This is a genomic window from Hyphomonas sp. UBA4505 (genome assembly GCF_002388685.1).
Classification (GTDB): domain Bacteria; phylum Pseudomonadota; class Alphaproteobacteria; order Caulobacterales; family Hyphomonadaceae; genus Hyphomonas.
This window is the reverse complement of the sequence record NZ_DGMZ01000012.1, coordinates 857,784-874,089: the sequence shown is the minus strand read 5'-3', so window position 1 is coordinate 874,089 and position 16,306 is coordinate 857,784. Positions and strand designations below refer to the sequence as shown.

The following is a 16,306-nucleotide window of genomic DNA, read 5'->3' as shown; positions in this document are numbered from 1 at the left end:
GCCTAAGGCAGGACCGCGTCGTCGCGTAGGTCACTGTTGGTCGACGCGATTTTGACGCTGACAACATATGCCTTTTCGTTTTCCATATTGGCAAGGATCAGGCCGGCTTGGTCGCTCGGGATGAGCCGCAAGAAGCCTGCCGCGAAGCCGGCGTCCATTTGGTTGAAGATCCCTGCGGCCTGATCTGGTTTCATTGCGCCGTACATCTGGGCAAGGTGCTGGATGTCCTCATTGGCCGCCTCTGCCATGCGTTGCCATCTATCATCCAACTGGATCTGGATCGATTTGAGGTCTTCCGCCTGCTGGTCCAGTTCCATCTTCCGATTCTGAAACTGAATTTCTTCCGCCCGCAGGTCAGAAATGCGTTGCTCGATAGTCTTCTGGTCTTGCTCCATCGCTTCGACGAGGTCGCCTGTAAGGCAAACCTTCCGCACAGTATCGGAATCGTCGACATAGCTCTTGGGCAGCACGTCAGATGGACGGCTGCTGAGTGATTCCGCACCTGTCGTTGCAAACGCCTGGGGCAACCACCGGGTCCCGCCTGCGATCGTGAACAAGGCACCGATCGTCAGAAGAACATGAGTGCGTCCGCTACTCTTTATGCCCATAGCTCTCATATACCCTTTTGGTCTTGATCGTATCATCGTCTTCGAAAAGATAGTCGGAACTGTCCAGACTGGAGGCTGCCTGGTTAGCGACGGCTTCAAGGCGCTTGGTCAGCCGCGTGATCTCCGCGACCCTATCTGATGACTGAGCAAGTGCGTCGCGTACAGTTATGCGAATCTCGGCATCAGCTGCCTGAATCTTGCGGGAGATCTCCCGATCCTTCATTTCGAGTGCATCTTTCAACTCCGTCAGCTTCTTGCCAGCGTCATGCGCCTCAGTGAGGATTGCGGTAAGTCGAACTGCTATTTCTCCAGATTGAGCCTTCGCTTCGTGTCGCGCTGATGAAACTGCGGCGACTGATTCGGACATGGCGCGAATGGATGCGCCCAAGCCATCCTTGGTATTTTGCAGGGCCTTGAGCCTGCGGCTGAGCAGGGCACAGTAGAGGCAAGCCGCAAACGAAACGAGAAAGAGCGCTATGTCGGAGGGATCTAGAGGCATCATCTTACCGTAGCAGGAATTCGGTTACGAGCACGCCGTGCGAAGCATCCGCACCGAGCACAATTTCGGATCGCATTGCGAGTTGCTCCCTCATCTTCGGGTAGAAGTCAGCTGACTCGAAATCAGAGAGCTGAAGTGCACGGAGGTAACCGACGAAAGCATCGACCAGCATGGGTTCGGCTTTCTTTACCGCGCTGACATGACTGTTGTCTGAGATGACAGAAGTCTTGATCTTAACATAGCGAGTGGCCGGCTCATTACCTATCGTGACAAGGATTTCTTGCAACTCTACATAGACGTGATCTTCCAGCGCGAGCGGCGTATGAGCCGGCTTGCCACCTTCGCCTGGCGCACATGCAAGTGCTGCCGCAGGGGCATTGGGCGACAGGAAATAGACGATCCCGAATGCGCCAGCCATGCTGACGACAGCCAACACCACAAGCGGGATCAACCCACCACCGGAAGACTTTTCTTCAGGAAGTTCTGTGTTCGCGTCAGAGGCCAAAACGTTACCCAATAAAAAATTGCTGCTGACAAAGGCTTATTAATTTCTGGGTAAAGGAAGCGTTAATGATTTCGCGGAAAATATTAACCAATGGAATGATGGCGTTGGGATCGGGGTTTTCTGGCCTATGAAACTTTTAGACACACTGAAGGCGCTATCAACGGCGCAGAAACTCGCACTTGTGGGTGCAGTTGCGGGTGTGGTCTTCGCCATGTCGTTGCTCGTTCAAGGTGCGGTCAAGCAGCCCATGGGCCTGCTGTATGCCGGACTGGACCCGATGCACACCGGTGAAGTGATCGCAGAGCTCGAAAAGCGCGGCGTCGAATATGAGATCCGCGGCGAGGCGATCTTTGTTCCGAACTCCGATCGCGACTCGGTTCGTTTTGCGCTGGCCAAGGACGGGCTGCCACAGCAGTCTGTCAGCGGTTATGAGCTGCTTGATGATGTGAATGGCTTCTCGATCACGTCGGAAATGTACAATGCGACTTACTGGCGAGCGAAGGAAGGCGAACTGACCCGCACCGTGCTGGCCATTCCGGGTGTATCATCCGCCCGAGTGCATATCGGCGCCAGCCTTCGATCGGGTTTTTCCCGATCCGGCCCATCACAAACTGCATCCGTGACCTTGGTTTCCAGCAACCGGATCAGTGCGAGCCAGGCTGAGGCTATCCAGTACCTCGTCGCCCTCGCTGTGTCCGGACTCGATCCGGCCGATGTGGCCGTGATCGATCCGAAGCGAGGTATGCTGGCGGGGCCCAATATCGACCGCATGGAAGAACCGGGAATCGTCGCCGAGGGCCAGTCGAGCACTCTGGAACAAAAGATTCTGCGCTTGCTGGAGGCCCGTGTCGGTCCGGGCAATGCGCGCGTGTCCGTGACGGTTGATGTCAATCGCCAACGCCAGCGCGTGTCCGAAGTGGTGTTTGACCCGAATTCACGCGTAATTCGCAATCGCACCAGCAATGACACCAGCGAAGCCAGCGGTGGTGGGGGCGGAGGTGTCACCGTGTCCAGTAATCTGCCGCAAGGAGCCGGAAGCCAGGGCGGCGGCAACAGCACGGTGAAAAACTCGACCGAGAGTGTTGTCTACGACATCAATGAGACACGCCGTGAAACCGAAACATTACCGGGTGAAATCGAACGTATTTCTGTTGCTGTACTGCTAAACGAACAAGTCCTCGGTTTTGATGCCAACGCCGAAGATTCTGCTCCCTTGATGCGCAGCTTGGTGGCCGATTTTGAACAATTGATCCTTTCTGGTGCCGGCCTTAACGCTGATCGGGGGGACTCTCTGACCGTAGACTTGATGCCGTTTCAGGAACTGGAGGTCGAAGAGCTCACACCCGCTCCCGGTCTCGTCGAGACCCTTACGGAGCGCTATTTCTGGTCTGCCTTGCAAGCCATTCTGCTAGGTTTGGTTGTGATTGTTCTGGGCTTCGGCGTTGTCCGGCCCTTACTGGCTCAGGGAGCGAAATCTGATCTGGGCACTGACGCAGGTGCAATCGCAGGCACGACCCCGGCGCTTACGAACGATCCAGTCGACCCCTTGGATTATCTTAAAGACTATACTCGGGAGCGCCAGGATGAAACAGCAAGCCTGCTTCAGGAGTGGCTGAACGAAGACCGGAAGGCGCTGGTCAATGAGTGAGTCGCCTTTCGCCAACCTGCCGAGATTTGACCAGACTACTGACGATACGGCTGGCACCGCCAGTACAATGGCGGATACTGTAACCGCTGTAGATTTTCATGAGCCCGAGGCGCCAGCCGAGATTGTGCCGGCGCTCGATCCGAATGTGGAAGTTCTCTTGACGCGATTGTCGGAAGAGATTGAGCGTACGAATGATCTTCTGCTTGTTCAAACAACGAACTGGGTTACCGCGATAGCGGAAAAGTTGTTCCCGGAACTTTCAAAAATGTTCTTGGCAGAAGAGATTGGTCGACAATTGCCAAGCCTGTTACCGGAATCGGCAAATCGAGTGGAAATCACGGCTCCCGAGCTTCTTGCAAATGACATTCAGGGTGTTGTTCAGCGCTCAAATAAACTTGCCAACCGGTGCCTCGTTTCTCCGACGCCTGCATCCGAGCGCCAGGGTGTGGAAGTGTCCTGGGTGACGGGCGGATTGTCGTTGGAATTCGACGGGTTGCTGGAGGCCTGCCTTGGCCGACTGCAGTCTATGCAAACGAATCAGAAGGAAACATTGTGATGGCTATTCCCGAAATGACGCCTTCGGACGAAAACATGATTGAGCAGGATGAGGCCTTGCCGGGCGGCAAAGTCTATCGATCCATCTATAACGTCCCGGTCAATGTGATCGTCTCCATCGGCCAGAAGCGTCTGACCGTTTCTGAAATACTGGATTTGAAACCGGATTCCGTGATCGCGCTCGCGGCGCGCATAGAAGACCCTGTATCTCTTTCGGTAGACAACCGGCTCATCGCGCGAGGCGAGTTGATTGAGACGGAGGAGGGTGGTTTAGGCGTAAAAATCACGGAGATCGCGGAGGATCCCGATGCTAAGGGGACTTGAACACCTGCCGCGTTTTGCTGGCGGCTTGTTCATACTAATTCTCCTGTATGCGCTTTCCGGCGCAGCTTACGCGCAATCCGTTGATCCAGCTCAGATAACCATTCCGGATGGATTCCTTGGGAATGGCGGCGAGGGCGGACTCAGCGGCTCTGTCGTACTACTGCTTGTTTTGGTGACAGTGCTCAGTCTGGCGCCAGGCATCGCCATGATGGCGACCTGTCTGCCATTCATGATTATTGTCTTTTCATTTCTGCGTCAGGCCATCGGCGTACAGCAAGCGCCTCCAAACATGCTCATTATGGCGCTTGCCATGTTCCTCACCTTCTTCGTCATGGAGCCAACCTTCATGGAAGCATGGTCTTCAGGCATCTCTCCATACATGGAGGGTACAATTGACGAGGGACAGGCCTGGACGGCCGCGACAACGCCTTTCCGTGAATTCATGACGGCCCGTGTCGATCCAGAAACCATCCCTGTTCTTGCCGATGCGGTGAACCGCCCTGTGGTGGAAGGGGAGGAGCCAACATTCGCTCTGCTTTCGACGGCATTCATGTTGTCCGAGATCAAGCACGCATTTCAGATCGGCTTCGTAATTTTCCTGCCATTCCTTGTTATTGATCTGGTCGTCTCATCTGTTCTGATGGCAGTCGGCATGATGATGGTGCCGCCGACCGTGGTTTCGCTTCCTTTTAAGGTTGGATTCATAGTTCTCGCGGATGGCTGGTTGAAGATAACGGAAGCACTTTTGCGAGGATATGCCGGATGAGTTCGGTCGTAGAGTTGAAACAACCGACACAAAGGCAGGCTGTAGCCAGAACAGGGCCACAGACTGGCTCCTCGCGCATTGCGGGTCTGACGCGTGCACAGAAGGCTGCTGTGGTCATTGCCATGCTTGGTGAAGCCGAGGCACGTCCCATCGTTGAGCGTCTTGATGACCAGACCATGGCCCAGGTTGCTGCTGCGTTGGAAACAGTTTCCAAACTTCCTCGGGAGCAGCTTGTTGAGATTGCAATCGACTTCCTGAAAGAATTGCGCGCCGCGAGCGGTTCGTTCTCCGGAGGACAGGACAAGGCTCGTGAAGTCATCGCGAACATCCTCGATCAGAAACGCTATGATCAGATATACGGTACTGGCGAGCCACAACAGGAAGTCGTGGTGGAAGAGGTTGGCGACACCTGGGAGCGGCTTGAGAATTATGATGCGCAACAGGTCGCAACCTATTTTCTGACACTGACCCCCAATATCATCGCTCTAATCCTGCGCCGATTGGATGTCGCTGCGGCATCGGAAATTGTCGGCTTTCTGGGTGAGGAGCAACTGGACCCGGTGGTCGGTCATTTGGTCGAGGATGAGGCGCCAGACCCGGAAATCTATTCCGTGCTTGCCCACATGGTCGAGATTGAATTGCTGAACAATACTGAAGCTGGTCCGGGCGCAACCGAAGATACGGCTCACTTGGAATCCATTGGTGAAATGCTCAGCCTTGTCCCGAGTGACAAGCGTGATCGGATCATGGCCTTCCTCAGTAGCGAGCATGAAGGCAAGATGAAAAGCATCGAGCGGGTCATGTTTACCATCAGCAGCCTGCCAGAAATTTTGCCCCGAGAAGCTGTTGCAATTGTATTCCGGGAACTTGGCGAAGAGACAATGGTCCAACTCCTTGCGAGTCTCCGCGAGGGTGGATCGGAAGTTTCAGATTATTTGCTCAGCAACATCTCGTCGCGCTTGGCGGACCAGTATCGCCTACAGCTCGAAGACGTGGGAAAAATATCTGCTGAGAAGGGCGAGAAGCTCCAACGTCAGTTCCTGATGTCCCTGATGACCCTCAAGCGGGAAGGGGCGATCAAGGTCGGCAAGCCTGAAGAAGACGAGGCCGAGTAGGGCCTGACACGAATAAGTTCCTGTCCAACTTGTCTTACCAGTTCAACGGATGATCAGGTCTGCGTGAAGGGCGCCCGCTGCTTTCATTGTGCGAATGATATCGGCAGTTTCCTGAGGCGTAACCCCTAGCGCATTCAGCCCAGATATCAACTCTGAGAGTGACACGTTTGGGTTCAGCATCGCAATATTCTTACTGCCGGTCTGGCCGATTGTGATGCGTGAGCGGGGCAGGGCGATGGACTCGCCTCGCGCAAACGGATTCGGCTGGGACACAACGGGGCTTTCCACCACCTTGATAGAGATGTTGCCCTGAGCAATCGCAACTTTGGAAATGGTGACATCCTCGCCAAGTACGATCGTACCGGATTTCTCATCAATCACTATTCGCGCCGGCACAGACACGCTGACGGGCAAGTTTTCGATATCTGCGAGGATACGGGAGGGCGTCCCATTGATCCCGCGAAGGTCCAGATCAATCGTGCCAGGATCACGAGTATAGGCGATCTGGGCACCATAGGCCGAGTTGATGACGTCTTCGATGCGGGCGGCTGTCGTGAAATCCGGATCGCGCAGGGCGAGTGTCAGGCTCTCGCGGTCATTGAAGTCATAGCCGATTTCACGCTCGATGCGGGCCCCATTCGGGATGGCGCCTGCTGTCGGCGTACCACGCGTTTCGCGTGCGGCGGCGGCTTGAACATCAATACCGGAGACGATGATGCTACCTTGAGCGACTGCATAAACTTCATTGTCTGCGCCCTTCAGGGGCGTGAGGATCAGGGTGCCGCCCTCAAGGCTCTTGGCGTCTCCGATCGAGGCGACCGATATGTCTATGGTCGATCCATTACGTGCAAAGGAGGGTAGCGTGGCTGTCACAAGAACAGCTGCGGCATTGTTGGGCTTGATATCCTCACCTTGGACATTCACGCCAAGGCGCTCAAGCATGTATGTCAGCGAGTCTTCTGTGAACGGTGAGTTTCGAACTGAATCGCCCGTGCCATTGAGGCCGACCACGATACCATATCCGATAAGATCGTTTTGCCGCACGCCTTCAACATCGACGATATCCCGAAGGCGGGTTTGCGCATCGGCAGGGGCGGAACCCCCGAAGAGACCAAAGCAGAGCGCGGCGATGAGGAGTGTTTTCCGAAGCATCATTCTTAGCCCAGATAATTCAGGAGTGACAGTTGGGACAGGCGGGCAGTAATCAGATAAGATGCTTCCAACGTCGTCTGCAGCGATTGCAGCTCCGTTGCGGCTTCATACTGGTCTCGCGCAGTCAGATCGTTGAATGACGCAGTCAGTACTGTTTCTTCCGTGTCGAGCGTTTTTTGTTCGATCGCATTCCGCTCTTCATATACGCCGAGATCTGCCCGTAGATTGGTGATTTGCGTTTCGCTCGACGACAGGCTCAGAGATGTCTCCTGAACAAGCGTTTTGTAACCGTCCAAAGAGGCGAGTGGGCCATCCGGACCCGAGATTGCCAATACGGCCAAATCTCTGATGAGCGACTTGATTGCGTCATTATCTGCGGTGACGCTCTCCGGGTCGGACGCGGTCGTGCTGCCTTGGTAGATATTCTGCAACCAACCGCCTGTTGGCGAGGTAAAATAGTCATCCAGCTGAGTCGCGAAGTCGGCACTGTCGGTTGCGCTATCCGCAATCAGCTCGATGTCAGCCAAAAGTGCGGACTGATCGGAAAAGGGAAGCGTGGATGTAGCGTCTCCTGCGAAGAGGAAGCGGTCTCCATATCGCGCATTCAGAGACGAGAGCGACGCGGACAGGGCGGCCTTTGCGTCCCGTGCTGCAATACCCACATCTGTTTCATGCTCGCCGCCGATAGCGCTCAGCATGTTTGCGGCGATGCCACTTGAACTCTCTTGAACCGTGCCCAGGCTTGTTTGGATCAGCGACAGTCGGCTCGCGCGCAGGTTGAGGACTTCGCGATCAGTTGAGATGTCTGCCAGCGCCTTCTGACCAAGCATGGCCTTACCGATCCGGCCGGATAGATGAAGCGTAAGGTCCTCATATCGACCCGTCGTGGCCTCTGTCGATGTTTTGCCGATCTGGGTCCGCAATTCAGAAATGTGCTGACCGAGGCTGGCAGTCATCAGGCCGGAGGAAATAGAGAAGCGGTCCATATCAGATCTCCATCAGCTTCTGCATCATCTGGTTCGCAATCTCGATGACCCGGGCGTTTGCTGCATAAGCCTGTTCGATTGCTAGCAAGTCCTGCATCTGACTATCGATATCGACTCCGGTCTCAGACAATTCGGCCTCAATCAGAAGGTCGTGCTGCGTGGATGCCGAAGAAAGCACTGATTCGTGAGAGATACGGGTTTGCCCGGTGAGTGACGCAACATGTGCAACCAATTCGGTTGCAGAGAAGCCGCCCTGGATACCGTTCGAATTCATCGATTGTATTTTGGTGAAGGCGTTGGACATAGCAGAAAGAATGGAGTTGTCTCCGGGCGGGCCCTCAACTGCGGCGCCGATGCCATCCCTCAACCGCCAAAGGCTACCGCCTTGTGCCGGGTCAACTTGGGCGTTCAGGTCGATGCGACCAGCGAGACCCGGATCGCCCGGCGTGCCTGTGTCGACAAACATGCCGAACTCGCCGGGTACTTTTGTCGGATCGATCGAGTCATCCGACAAGCGGGTCACAAGGTCGTTGGCGATCGTATCGAGTTGGGCTCCAAAATTTGGAAGGTCTGTGTCGCGCAAGGTGAAGAGCGCGCCGAACATACCACTCGATATAGCGGCGTAACTGGACGCACCGGGCGTCAGTTCCTGCCCATTCACCGAGAGGCCCGAAAGTGCACCATTGTCCAGTGTCATATCCGCGCCAAATGAATTGGCGGGCGAGAATTCCAATTGCTTGGCAGTTCCCGCAACGAGGTAGACACCTTCGACAGTTATGACATCCACAACGCCACCATCGCGCGGAATCGCTTCGATTGGCAGATATTCTGCGATTGTATCAAGTGTTCTGTCGCGGTCATCCATCAGTGCGGCTGCCTGGGATGTCGAGCGGTCCATGCCCGCCAGCAAACCGTTGAGTTCTTCGACCTGCTTCAGCGCGGCATTTACGACGTTCACGCCGTCTGCGATCTCGCGATCAGCTTCCGAGCGTTGCTGGCTGACCAGTTGCGAGAGATTGTTCAACTCCGTCACAACAGCATTGGCCGAGTCCAGCAAAGCGGCAAGCTGGGTGCTGGACTCCGGAGAAGTGACCGAGGCAGACAGGGCCGCCTCAAACTTGGAAAACTTGCTGAAAAGCCCGGTGCCTTCAGCGTCATCCCCTATGCGGGATGAGAGCACTTGCCATGTGCTGGACATCAGGCTGGACTGTGCAACATCACTGGAAAGGCTCCGGCGCTCTGCAGAGAGCGCAGAATCGGCAGAGCGCGAAATGCCTGAAGCGGCCACGCCGCTGGTGCGGCCGCCAAGCAAAGTTTCGCCCACCAGCACAGACCGCCGGACATAGCCCGGCGTTGATGCGTTTGCGACGTTCGTGGCGACAATGTCGGCCCGAAGGCCAGATACCTTCAGGCCGGATTGTGCTGCGTTGATGGCGTGGGAAATACTCAAAGCAGAGTTCGCCTGTCAGAGTTGCGGATCAGCGCTTCAGATTGGTTGTCTCTTGTAGCATCTCGTCGACCGTCTGCACGATCTTCGCGCTGGAAGAGTAGGCGCGCTGTGTTTCAATCAGGTCTGTAAGCTCCGCAGCGATATCGGTTGTGGATTCCATAAGGGCGTAGCCCTCGATGCTGCCCACCGGCCCGGTCCCAGCGTCCCAGAGGTACAAGTTTCCGCTTTCAGCAGAAACACGAAAGGCCTGACCGTCCAATGCCTTCAGTCCGTTCATGTTCGGAACATCACCAACCGGAATCTGGTAGAGGGTCCGGCGGAAGCCGGTATTGTAGATGGCTTGCAGATAGCCATTCTCGTCAATTTCAACAGACTGAAGGTCCCCGATGGGTGCCCCGTCCTTGCTAACCGAAGTTGGTGAGAAGTTGGCGGAGAGCTGAGTGATACCCGCGCTGTCATTCGGTCGGCCGATGAATACCTCGACATCACCGTGGGGCAGATTCAGCGTTACGGTGCCGGTCGTATCATCATAGGTCGCACCGTTGGACGCGGTGACACCACCGGTGTCGATACGGCCGCCATTTACAGCGCTGTCGGAGAAGTTGACGGCCAGATCGCCAATCGAAACGGCCGGGTCGCCTGCGCTATCGAATATCTCCACCGACCAGGCATTGCTTGAGCCTGATGCGGGAACGTTCGGGCTGAATTCCAAAGACAATGTTTGGGCCCGGCCCAGATTGTCGAAGTACTCTATCGGCAGAGTGTAGCTCTCACCCGTTCCACCAGCTGTAGTAGCATCGGCCGGAAGGTTGATGCCGAGTTCGATGCGCGATGTTGGGGAGGCAGTATACTGGGATGCCGCAATGTTGACAGGCTCAAGGTCGGTACCACTGTTGCGGCTGACATTGCCGATTTCACCGTCGGAGTTCGCAGGCCAACCAAGCAGGAAGAGCCCGCTCTGAGTCCGGAGGTTTCCGCTTTCGTCTGCGTAGAATGAGCCCGTTGGAAGCATCATCAGGCTGCGCTCCGACGACAGCGAATTCACGCCTGTATTGTCTGTAACCGGAACTAAACCGCGGCCCGAGACCGCAAGGTCGGTTGCGTTGCCCGTAGAGATGAGCGATCCCGTTGCGGCAATGTCCTTAAAGGCCGTAACCCGGACGCCGCCTGCGGCGTAAGCAGAGGACTGCTGTTGCAGAACCATGCTTGAAAAATCAACTTGGCTTCGCTTGTAGCCGTAAGTTGATGAGTTCGCGATATTGTCAGAAATGGCGGAAAGACGGCTTGAATTTGAGTTCAGCCCCATCACGCCCGCATTCAGGGATGAAGAAATGCTCATGGTCGACTCCTACGACAGATGTACTCTATCACTGGAGCGGATTTGTTAATAAGCAGATAACCTTGATTCATCTTTGGACTGGCCGTCCGTCAGGATGATGATCGATATCCTTCGGTTTTGGGACGCCGAAGGATTTTCCGGAGCGAGTGGATCAGTATCGGCCCGGCCGGAGACCTCGCGTAACCGTGATGGCATCATGCCTTTTTCGAGCAGAAGCTTGCGGATGACGTTGGCCCTGTCGGTGGACAGGTTCCAATTGTCGTAGTTCGCATCCAGACGGTATTGCAAGCTGTCGGTATGGCCAACAATCTTGATATCATTACGAAACGCGTCAAGCGAACCGGAAATCGACGCCAGCAATTCCTTAAGCAGGGGAGTGGGGTTGCTGTTGCCAACGGCGAACAGGGGGGAACTATCCGAGTCAATCACTTCGAGCACCATGCCTTCAGGAGACATCTTGATCATCAAGTGCTCGGAAAGCTGTTTGGACTTTTCGCCCAGTTCTTGTCTGAGGTTATGGAGATTCTCTGCGACTTCTTCCTTGCTGGCGCCGGACTGGGCTTCTTTTCTAGGTGAGTCGACAGTTTGTTGGCGCGTGCCGCCCGTGCCCATCTTGGCGTAAGTGTCTTCGGTGAACATGGAAGAACCGTTCAGTCCATCAGATCCACCGCCTGAGATCCGGCTGATCGGGATAGTCGGGTTGAAATAGTCGGCAATACCTTTTCGCTGATCTTCCGTGGTTGCGTTTAGCAGCCACATTAGCAGAAAGAACGCCATCATCGCGGTGACAAAGTCAGCATAGGCAACCTTCCAGGCGCCACCATGGTGACCGTCACCTTTGACCACCTTCTTGCGCTTGATGATGATAGGTTGCGTATTTGTCGATTTAGGATCGACCATTTGGTGTCCGCCCTGTGTTCAAGAATGTCCGTAGTAACAGGGCGAAATCAAATTACGGATAATCCCGGACGGCCGTTTGATGCGGTCTTGGTAACTATTCAGCAACCAAATTACTGAATTCCTACCAACGGAACTGGTATTCATATTTGCGGGTGTCTTGTGTCTTCTGTGCTGCAGAAAAAGATAGAAGCTGCGGGAGGCTTACCTCCCGCTGTCCGGCTGTGCGACGCGCTCTGGGCAACGTTATCTTCTGCGATCGGCCACTGGGCCAAGGATGTTTACGGCTTAACCATCATTCCATCCATTTCTAGTCAGAAAGTCCTAACGGGTAGCCAACCTGCCCAATCTTTTGAGGGGTCATATGCGTTTGTCTCTGTTTCGGAGGCTGTCGGTCCGGTTGTGGCCGTCGCAATCAACTCTATGGGTGCCCGCAAGTATGCGGCAACGCGGTTGCGTCAGGATGCAAGTACTCTGAAGAGCGCCCCGGACCTGTTTCTGCGGCTTATGTCCGAACATGCTGCGCGCGGATTATGGTCCCGAGTCGTCGCTTCGGCGACGCAGCAAGCGACCGCCAGCCCACCTCATCTCGCCGATTTCTCCGCCTCCGGTGACACATTCAGTCAAGACATCACGTACTTGAGCGTCGTCTATACGCTTGGCGGTGATGGTGGTGAAGACAGCTGGTTGATGGAAGGCGGTGACGATGCGCCAGAGATTCAGCTGGTCTTGAAGATGGATGACGTAAAAAAGCTTGTCCGCACACTTCAGGAACGTGTGGAGCCCAAGACCGCTCCTGATGAGACTGGTCGGGATGTCCTGCGGGAGCGGGTGCGGAGCACGACGGTCGTGCTCGATGCTGTGCTGGAATCCATGCCGATGACGATTGGCGAATGTTCACAACTGGAAGTGGGGCAGGTGATCACGCTACCAAATGCCAAGATGGACAAATTGGTTCTGAGCGCGGACACGGTCAGCGGCTCTTTGCCCATTAGTCAGGGCGAATTAGGTGCTTGGAAAGGTTTCAGAGCGCTCAAGTTGCGTTCGCCGGTTCCGGAAGACGTCATCAGAGAAATTGCGGAAATTTGAATCAGTCCCCGTGTCAGCGGAGGAATCGAAGGAGTTTGTAGGTGAACGCAATAGCAGGTCTGGTTGTCACGGTGGTGATGGTCTTCGGCGGGTATATGCTTGCTGGCGGACATCTGGATATCATCATGCATTCGCTTCCGTTCGAGATGATGATGATCGGTGGAGCAGCCACAGGTGCCTTTCTTGCCGGCAATGACATGACCACGATCAAGCATGCTGGTGGGGACATGGTCGCCGCATTTGCAGGACCCAAATGGAAGAAGTCGGACTATCAGGACCTGCTGTGTCTGATGCACGAACTTCTTAATGTCTTGAAGAAGAATCCAGTGGATATCGAGACGCATATCGAAGCTCCGCAGGACTCTGATATTTTTGCCAAATACCCCAAGATTCTGAAGGATAAGCGCGCGATCGAGATGATCTGCGACACCATCCGTTCCATGATCATGAACTTCGACAATGTACATCAGGTAGAAGAGCTTCTGGAGAAGCAGCTGGACAGCCTGATCGAAGAGAAATTGCACGGATCGCACGCCCTGCAGAACATGGCCGATGCCTTGCCTGCCCTGGGGATTGTTGCGGCAGTTCTCGGCGTTATCAAGACGATGGCATCCATCGACAAGCCACCGGAAGTTCTGGGCGGCATGATTGGCGGCGCGCTTGTTGGTACCTTCTTGGGCGTTTTTCTCGCCTATGGCATCGTCGGACCATTCGCGACACGTGTGAAACATATTCGGCTGGAAGAACATAATTTCTATTCAATGATTGGTGAGGTCCTTGTGTCGAACCTCCACAAAAACCCGGTCAATATCTGTGTCGAAGTGGCCCGTCGCCACGCACCGACGCGGGTACGCCCATCGTTCAATGAAGTGGAAGAAGCGATCCGGGGGTTAAAGCAGGCCGCGTGATGACGAGTCGCCTCTCCTTGCTAGCCGGGCTCGCCTTGATGGCGGGCTTTTCGGCGTTTGCTGAAGCGCCCGAAACAGCGGAAGATGCCGGGCGCGCGACCGAAGCAGATGAGCTTTCCGTGAATTTTCGAGAGTTCGTTGATGAGGCGATAGGGGAGGGATTGTTGACGCCGGCAGATCAGGCGCCGGTCTCCGCGTCCGCGCCCTCGGAGCCTACGCAATTGTTTCGCGGCCGGTTGTCGCCGACCGACGCTGCTGCGCCGGTAGAAGTCGATTCAGCCTGCATCAGCGACGCCGTCCTCGACCTTCAGGCTTTTGAGGAGTTCTCGACCTACGAACATTTCCTGAATTGGCGTGCTGAGCAGGTTGCCACGGGCATTAGCCTGACGCCAGCAGACGTGGCCATGGCGTATGTATCGATAGGTCTTTATGCTGAGGGGCGCCTTCAGGTGTCGGGGATGGAAGACACTGATAGTCGCTACATCCGCAATCTGTCTCGCCTGCTCGAGGACGGTTCGGTGCCTGACATCGAGCTGTTCGAGCAGGTCGCGGCCTGCAACATGTATGGTGACATCTGGTTGTCGCTTGCGCGCCTGTCGCTGCTCGACGAGAAAGGCGTGGATCTTCTGGACCTCAATCTCATGAGCTATCGGCGGTTGCCGTACCGGCTCAAGGTACGCACGGCCTCATTGGCAATCCCTTCTCTTGATCGCATGGGAAAAACCCTCCTTTCAGAGAAACTGATGGCGGATTTTTCGGCAGAAGAAATCAGACGGTCGCAGCGCCTGGCGTTTACCCGAGCGATGATTGACATGAACCAGGGCGGCATCGAGCGAGAGCGCCAGCTTCGAGAATTCCTCAATGTTCCAGAATTGCGCTCCGAGACAGCAGCCGTCCTCATGCGGCATGGCTTGCCGGTTGAGGCGAGCTTGCAGGACGAACTTGTTGGTGATCTCCTGAAGAATGTCCAGCAACTGCCGCGAGGATCAGATGTTCGCGCTAGTCTGGAGACGATGCTGAAAGGTCCTGGAGAAATTTCTGATTACGAAATGATCTCCGAACTTGCTGAGCTTCCTGCCATGCAGGACCCTGAAACACGCAAACTCTTGGGGAATCAGCTGGCCGCCCGTCTCCAGAAGGATTTTGAAGGTGCCGATCGTCTTGCCAGCCTGGCGGCGATGAGCGCCGTGGGGGAGAATGAAGACATACTTTCTGGCAATTCTGGTCACGATCAGATCGTCGAGTCTGCCGCCCGATTCGCAGGAAATATTGGCCTTTTGAGCGTCATGACAGCCTTGTCGGAAGACATTCCTGACAGCGAAGGCCTCACATCGGAACGGGCAGCCCTGGCCTTCCGCATGCAGGATTTCGCGAGTTTGCGAGATCTCACACAAACCCGATCTGACAATCCCGATGTTATGCGTCTTGCTGCCATGGCTGCTGTGCTGACCAACGACCGGGCCTGGCTCGCCAAAGTTGCCTCGAGAGTTGTGTTGGACACGCCAACCGTGGTCGACCTCATTGAAACAGATGCCGCTTCCGGCAATTGGATCCTACCGGCGGCAGTCTATTCAGCTGCAGAGCGGATTACTCAGGAAGACTATCGGCCGCGTATTGATGCCGTTCTCGCTTTGAAGTTTGGCAAGGCCGAACCGAGGCTCCAGCGTATCAAGTTGAGTGAGATTCCGGAACATCTCAGTCAAATCAACGCGGCGCTAAATTCGAATTTTCAGGAGATGCCCTGATGTCTAATGCGATCTATGCGGCTCTGACCCGACAAGATGGTCTGCTTCGAGAGATGCAGGTAATTGCCAATAATATGGCGAACTCCAGCACAACTGGGTTCAAGTCCAACCATGCCATTTTTGCGGAGCACATTGCTGCCGTAGGCGACCAGTCTGAGAGCCTGTCCATGGGCAGCCTTGCCGGGCATAACTTCGACCTTTCCCAAGGCGGAATGAAGCATACGGGCGGTCAATTCGATCTCGCCATTCATGGAGACGGATTCTTTGTTCTTGATACGCCGGCCGGCGAACGTCTCACCCGCTCTGGGGCTTTCCAACTGTCAGCAGAGGGCAACCTTGTTGACGCCTTTGGCCACCAGGTCCAAGGGGCCGGCGGCGGAGCGATCGCGATCCCGCAGGAAGTTACCAGAGTTTCAATTGCTCCCGATGGTACCATTTCGTCTGGCGAAGAAATATTGGGGCAGGTTGCGGTCGTCATGCCCGATGGCGAACTCAATCAAGAGGGCGGCACCATGTTTGCAGCTCCGAATGGTCATCAGCCAATCGAAGAGCCCTCAGTGATCCAGGGCACGCTGGAACAATCCAATGTATCCTCAATCCTCGAAGTATCTCGCTTGATTGAGGTGCAGCGCGCTTATGAGGCTGGTCAGACACTGATCGAGAAAGAAGACGATCGGATCAATCAATTGATCAAGACGATACGCCAGCTGTGAAGCTGGC

At 55.3% G+C, this 16,306-nt stretch carries 17 protein-coding genes; 9 read left to right on the top strand and 8 right to left on the bottom strand.

All coding sequences use genetic code 11. The annotated features are described in order from the left end of the window. Nucleotides 1-2: 2 nt before the first annotated feature. Genes B3527_RS13350 through B3527_RS13340 form a run of 3 tightly spaced genes read right to left on the bottom strand, consistent with a single transcriptional unit; the run spans nt 3 to nt 1,624 of the window. Nucleotides 3-608 (bottom strand): MotE family protein, encoded by a 606-nt coding sequence (locus B3527_RS13350; RefSeq protein WP_051607780.1) that lies wholly within the window; start codon nt 606-608, stop codon nt 3-5. Then, complete coding sequence (locus B3527_RS13345) at nt 592-1,110, bottom strand: hypothetical protein (RefSeq protein ID WP_290480185.1); 519 nt, start codon at nt 1,108-1,110, stop codon at nt 592-594. The genes B3527_RS13350 and B3527_RS13345 overlap by 17 nt, the downstream gene beginning before the upstream one ends. Before the next feature lies 1 nt (nt 1,111). Next, nucleotides 1,112-1,624 (bottom strand): flagellar basal body-associated FliL family protein, encoded by a 513-nt coding sequence (locus tag B3527_RS13340; RefSeq protein ID WP_206991617.1) that lies wholly within the window; start codon nt 1,622-1,624, stop codon nt 1,112-1,114. Nucleotides 1,625-1,739: 115 nt separating this feature from the next. Between B3527_RS13340 and fliF the strand changes: the two genes are divergently transcribed. The 5 genes from fliF to B3527_RS13315 are packed head-to-tail and all read left to right on the top strand — an operon-like array spanning nt 1,740 to nt 6,020. Continuing rightward, nucleotides 1,740-3,260 carry a flagellar basal-body MS-ring/collar protein FliF gene (fliF, locus tag B3527_RS13335; protein ID WP_206991616.1) on the top strand — a complete coding sequence of 507 codons (1,521 nt, stop codon included), beginning with the start codon at nt 1,740-1,742 and terminating at the stop codon, nt 3,258-3,260. Beyond that, nucleotides 3,253-3,816: a hypothetical protein gene (locus B3527_RS13330; RefSeq protein ID WP_206991615.1), complete on the top strand. Its 564-nt coding sequence runs from the start codon at nt 3,253-3,255 to the stop codon at nt 3,814-3,816. The genes fliF and B3527_RS13330 overlap by 8 nt, the downstream gene beginning before the upstream one ends. After that, nucleotides 3,816-4,139: a FliM/FliN family flagellar motor switch protein gene (locus B3527_RS13325; RefSeq protein ID WP_206991614.1), complete on the top strand. Its 324-nt coding sequence runs from the start codon at nt 3,816-3,818 to the stop codon at nt 4,137-4,139. The genes B3527_RS13330 and B3527_RS13325 overlap by 1 nt, the downstream gene beginning before the upstream one ends. Then, complete coding sequence (fliP, locus tag B3527_RS13320; RefSeq protein WP_206991613.1) at nt 4,123-4,905, top strand: flagellar type III secretion system pore protein FliP; 783 nt, start codon at nt 4,123-4,125, stop codon at nt 4,903-4,905. Before B3527_RS13325 ends, fliP begins: the two co-directional genes overlap by 17 nt. Then, complete coding sequence (locus B3527_RS13315; protein ID WP_206991612.1) at nt 4,902-6,020, top strand: FliG C-terminal domain-containing protein; 1,119 nt, start codon at nt 4,902-4,904, stop codon at nt 6,018-6,020. Before fliP ends, B3527_RS13315 begins: the two co-directional genes overlap by 4 nt. 42 nt (nt 6,021-6,062) lie before the next feature. On the opposite strand, the gene B3527_RS13310 is transcribed toward B3527_RS13315, so the two are convergent. Genes B3527_RS13310 through B3527_RS13290 form a run of 5 tightly spaced genes read right to left on the bottom strand, consistent with a single transcriptional unit; the run spans nt 6,063 to nt 11,847 of the window. Further along, complete coding sequence (locus B3527_RS13310; RefSeq protein ID WP_242517422.1) at nt 6,063-7,175, bottom strand: flagellar basal body P-ring protein FlgI; 1,113 nt, start codon at nt 7,173-7,175, stop codon at nt 6,063-6,065. A gap of 2 nt (nt 7,176-7,177) precedes the next feature. Beyond that, entirely contained in the window at nt 7,178-8,158 is a 981-nt protein-coding gene (locus B3527_RS13305; RefSeq protein ID WP_290480184.1) for a flagellin, read from the bottom strand. Between the two features lies 1 nt (nt 8,159). Next, entirely contained in the window at nt 8,160-9,608 is a 1,449-nt protein-coding gene (flgK, locus tag B3527_RS13300) for a flagellar hook-associated protein FlgK (RefSeq protein ID WP_290480183.1), read from the bottom strand. A gap of 28 nt (nt 9,609-9,636) precedes the next feature. Next, nucleotides 9,637-10,947 carry a flagellar hook protein FlgE gene (locus B3527_RS13295; RefSeq protein WP_034814647.1) on the bottom strand — a complete coding sequence of 437 codons (1,311 nt, stop codon included), beginning with the start codon at nt 10,945-10,947 and terminating at the stop codon, nt 9,637-9,639. 45 nt (nt 10,948-10,992) lie between these two features. Continuing rightward, entirely contained in the window at nt 10,993-11,847 is an 855-nt protein-coding gene (locus B3527_RS13290; protein WP_206991609.1) for a flagellar motor protein MotB, read from the bottom strand. 168 nt (nt 11,848-12,015) lie between these two features. Between B3527_RS13290 and B3527_RS13285 the strand changes: the two genes are divergently transcribed. The 4 genes from B3527_RS13285 to B3527_RS13270 are packed head-to-tail and all read left to right on the top strand — an operon-like array spanning nt 12,016 to nt 16,299. Continuing rightward, nucleotides 12,016-12,933 (top strand): FliM/FliN family flagellar motor switch protein, encoded by a 918-nt coding sequence (locus B3527_RS13285; protein ID WP_290480182.1) that lies wholly within the window; start codon nt 12,016-12,018, stop codon nt 12,931-12,933. A gap of 41 nt (nt 12,934-12,974) precedes the next feature. After that, on the top strand, nt 12,975-13,841 hold the full coding sequence (gene motA, locus B3527_RS13280) for a flagellar motor stator protein MotA (protein ID WP_206991607.1): 867 nt from the start codon (nt 12,975-12,977) through the stop codon (nt 13,839-13,841). Continuing rightward, nucleotides 13,841-15,586, top strand: coding sequence for a hypothetical protein (locus B3527_RS13275; RefSeq protein WP_206991606.1), 1,746 nt, complete (start codon nt 13,841-13,843; stop codon nt 15,584-15,586). Before motA ends, B3527_RS13275 begins: the two co-directional genes overlap by 1 nt. Continuing rightward, nucleotides 15,586-16,299, top strand: coding sequence for a flagellar hook-basal body complex protein (locus B3527_RS13270; RefSeq protein WP_290480181.1), 714 nt, complete (start codon nt 15,586-15,588; stop codon nt 16,297-16,299). The genes B3527_RS13275 and B3527_RS13270 overlap by 1 nt, the downstream gene beginning before the upstream one ends. Nucleotides 16,300-16,306 lie beyond the last annotated feature (7 nt).

Coding starts and splice junctions, on each gene's coding strand:
- B3527_RS13290 (WP_206991609.1), bottom strand. CDS start 11,847: ATGGTCGATCCTAAATCGACAAATACGCAACCTATCATCATCAAGCGC.
- fliF (WP_206991616.1), top strand. CDS start 1,740: ATGAAACTTTTAGACACACTGAAGGCGCTATCAACGGCGCAGAAACTC.
- B3527_RS13330 (WP_206991615.1), top strand. CDS start 3,253: ATGAGTGAGTCGCCTTTCGCCAACCTGCCGAGATTTGACCAGACTACT.
- B3527_RS13270 (WP_290480181.1), top strand. CDS start 15,586: ATGTCTAATGCGATCTATGCGGCTCTGACCCGACAAGATGGTCTGCTT.
- B3527_RS13295 (WP_034814647.1), bottom strand. CDS start 10,947: ATGAGCATTTCTTCATCCCTGAATGCGGGCGTGATGGGGCTGAACTCA.
- B3527_RS13315 (WP_206991612.1), top strand. CDS start 4,902: ATGAGTTCGGTCGTAGAGTTGAAACAACCGACACAAAGGCAGGCTGTA.
- B3527_RS13275 (WP_206991606.1), top strand. CDS start 13,841: ATGACGAGTCGCCTCTCCTTGCTAGCCGGGCTCGCCTTGATGGCGGGC.
- B3527_RS13305 (WP_290480184.1), bottom strand. CDS start 8,158: ATGGACCGCTTCTCTATTTCCTCCGGCCTGATGACTGCCAGCCTCGGT.
- B3527_RS13325 (WP_206991614.1), top strand. CDS start 3,816: ATGGCTATTCCCGAAATGACGCCTTCGGACGAAAACATGATTGAGCAG.
- B3527_RS13350 (WP_051607780.1), bottom strand. CDS start 608: ATGGGCATAAAGAGTAGCGGACGCACTCATGTTCTTCTGACGATCGGT.
- fliP (WP_206991613.1), top strand. CDS start 4,123: ATGCTAAGGGGACTTGAACACCTGCCGCGTTTTGCTGGCGGCTTGTTC.
- B3527_RS13310 (WP_242517422.1), bottom strand. CDS start 7,175: ATGATGCTTCGGAAAACACTCCTCATCGCCGCGCTCTGCTTTGGTCTC.
- B3527_RS13345 (WP_290480185.1), bottom strand. CDS start 1,110: ATGATGCCTCTAGATCCCTCCGACATAGCGCTCTTTCTCGTTTCGTTT.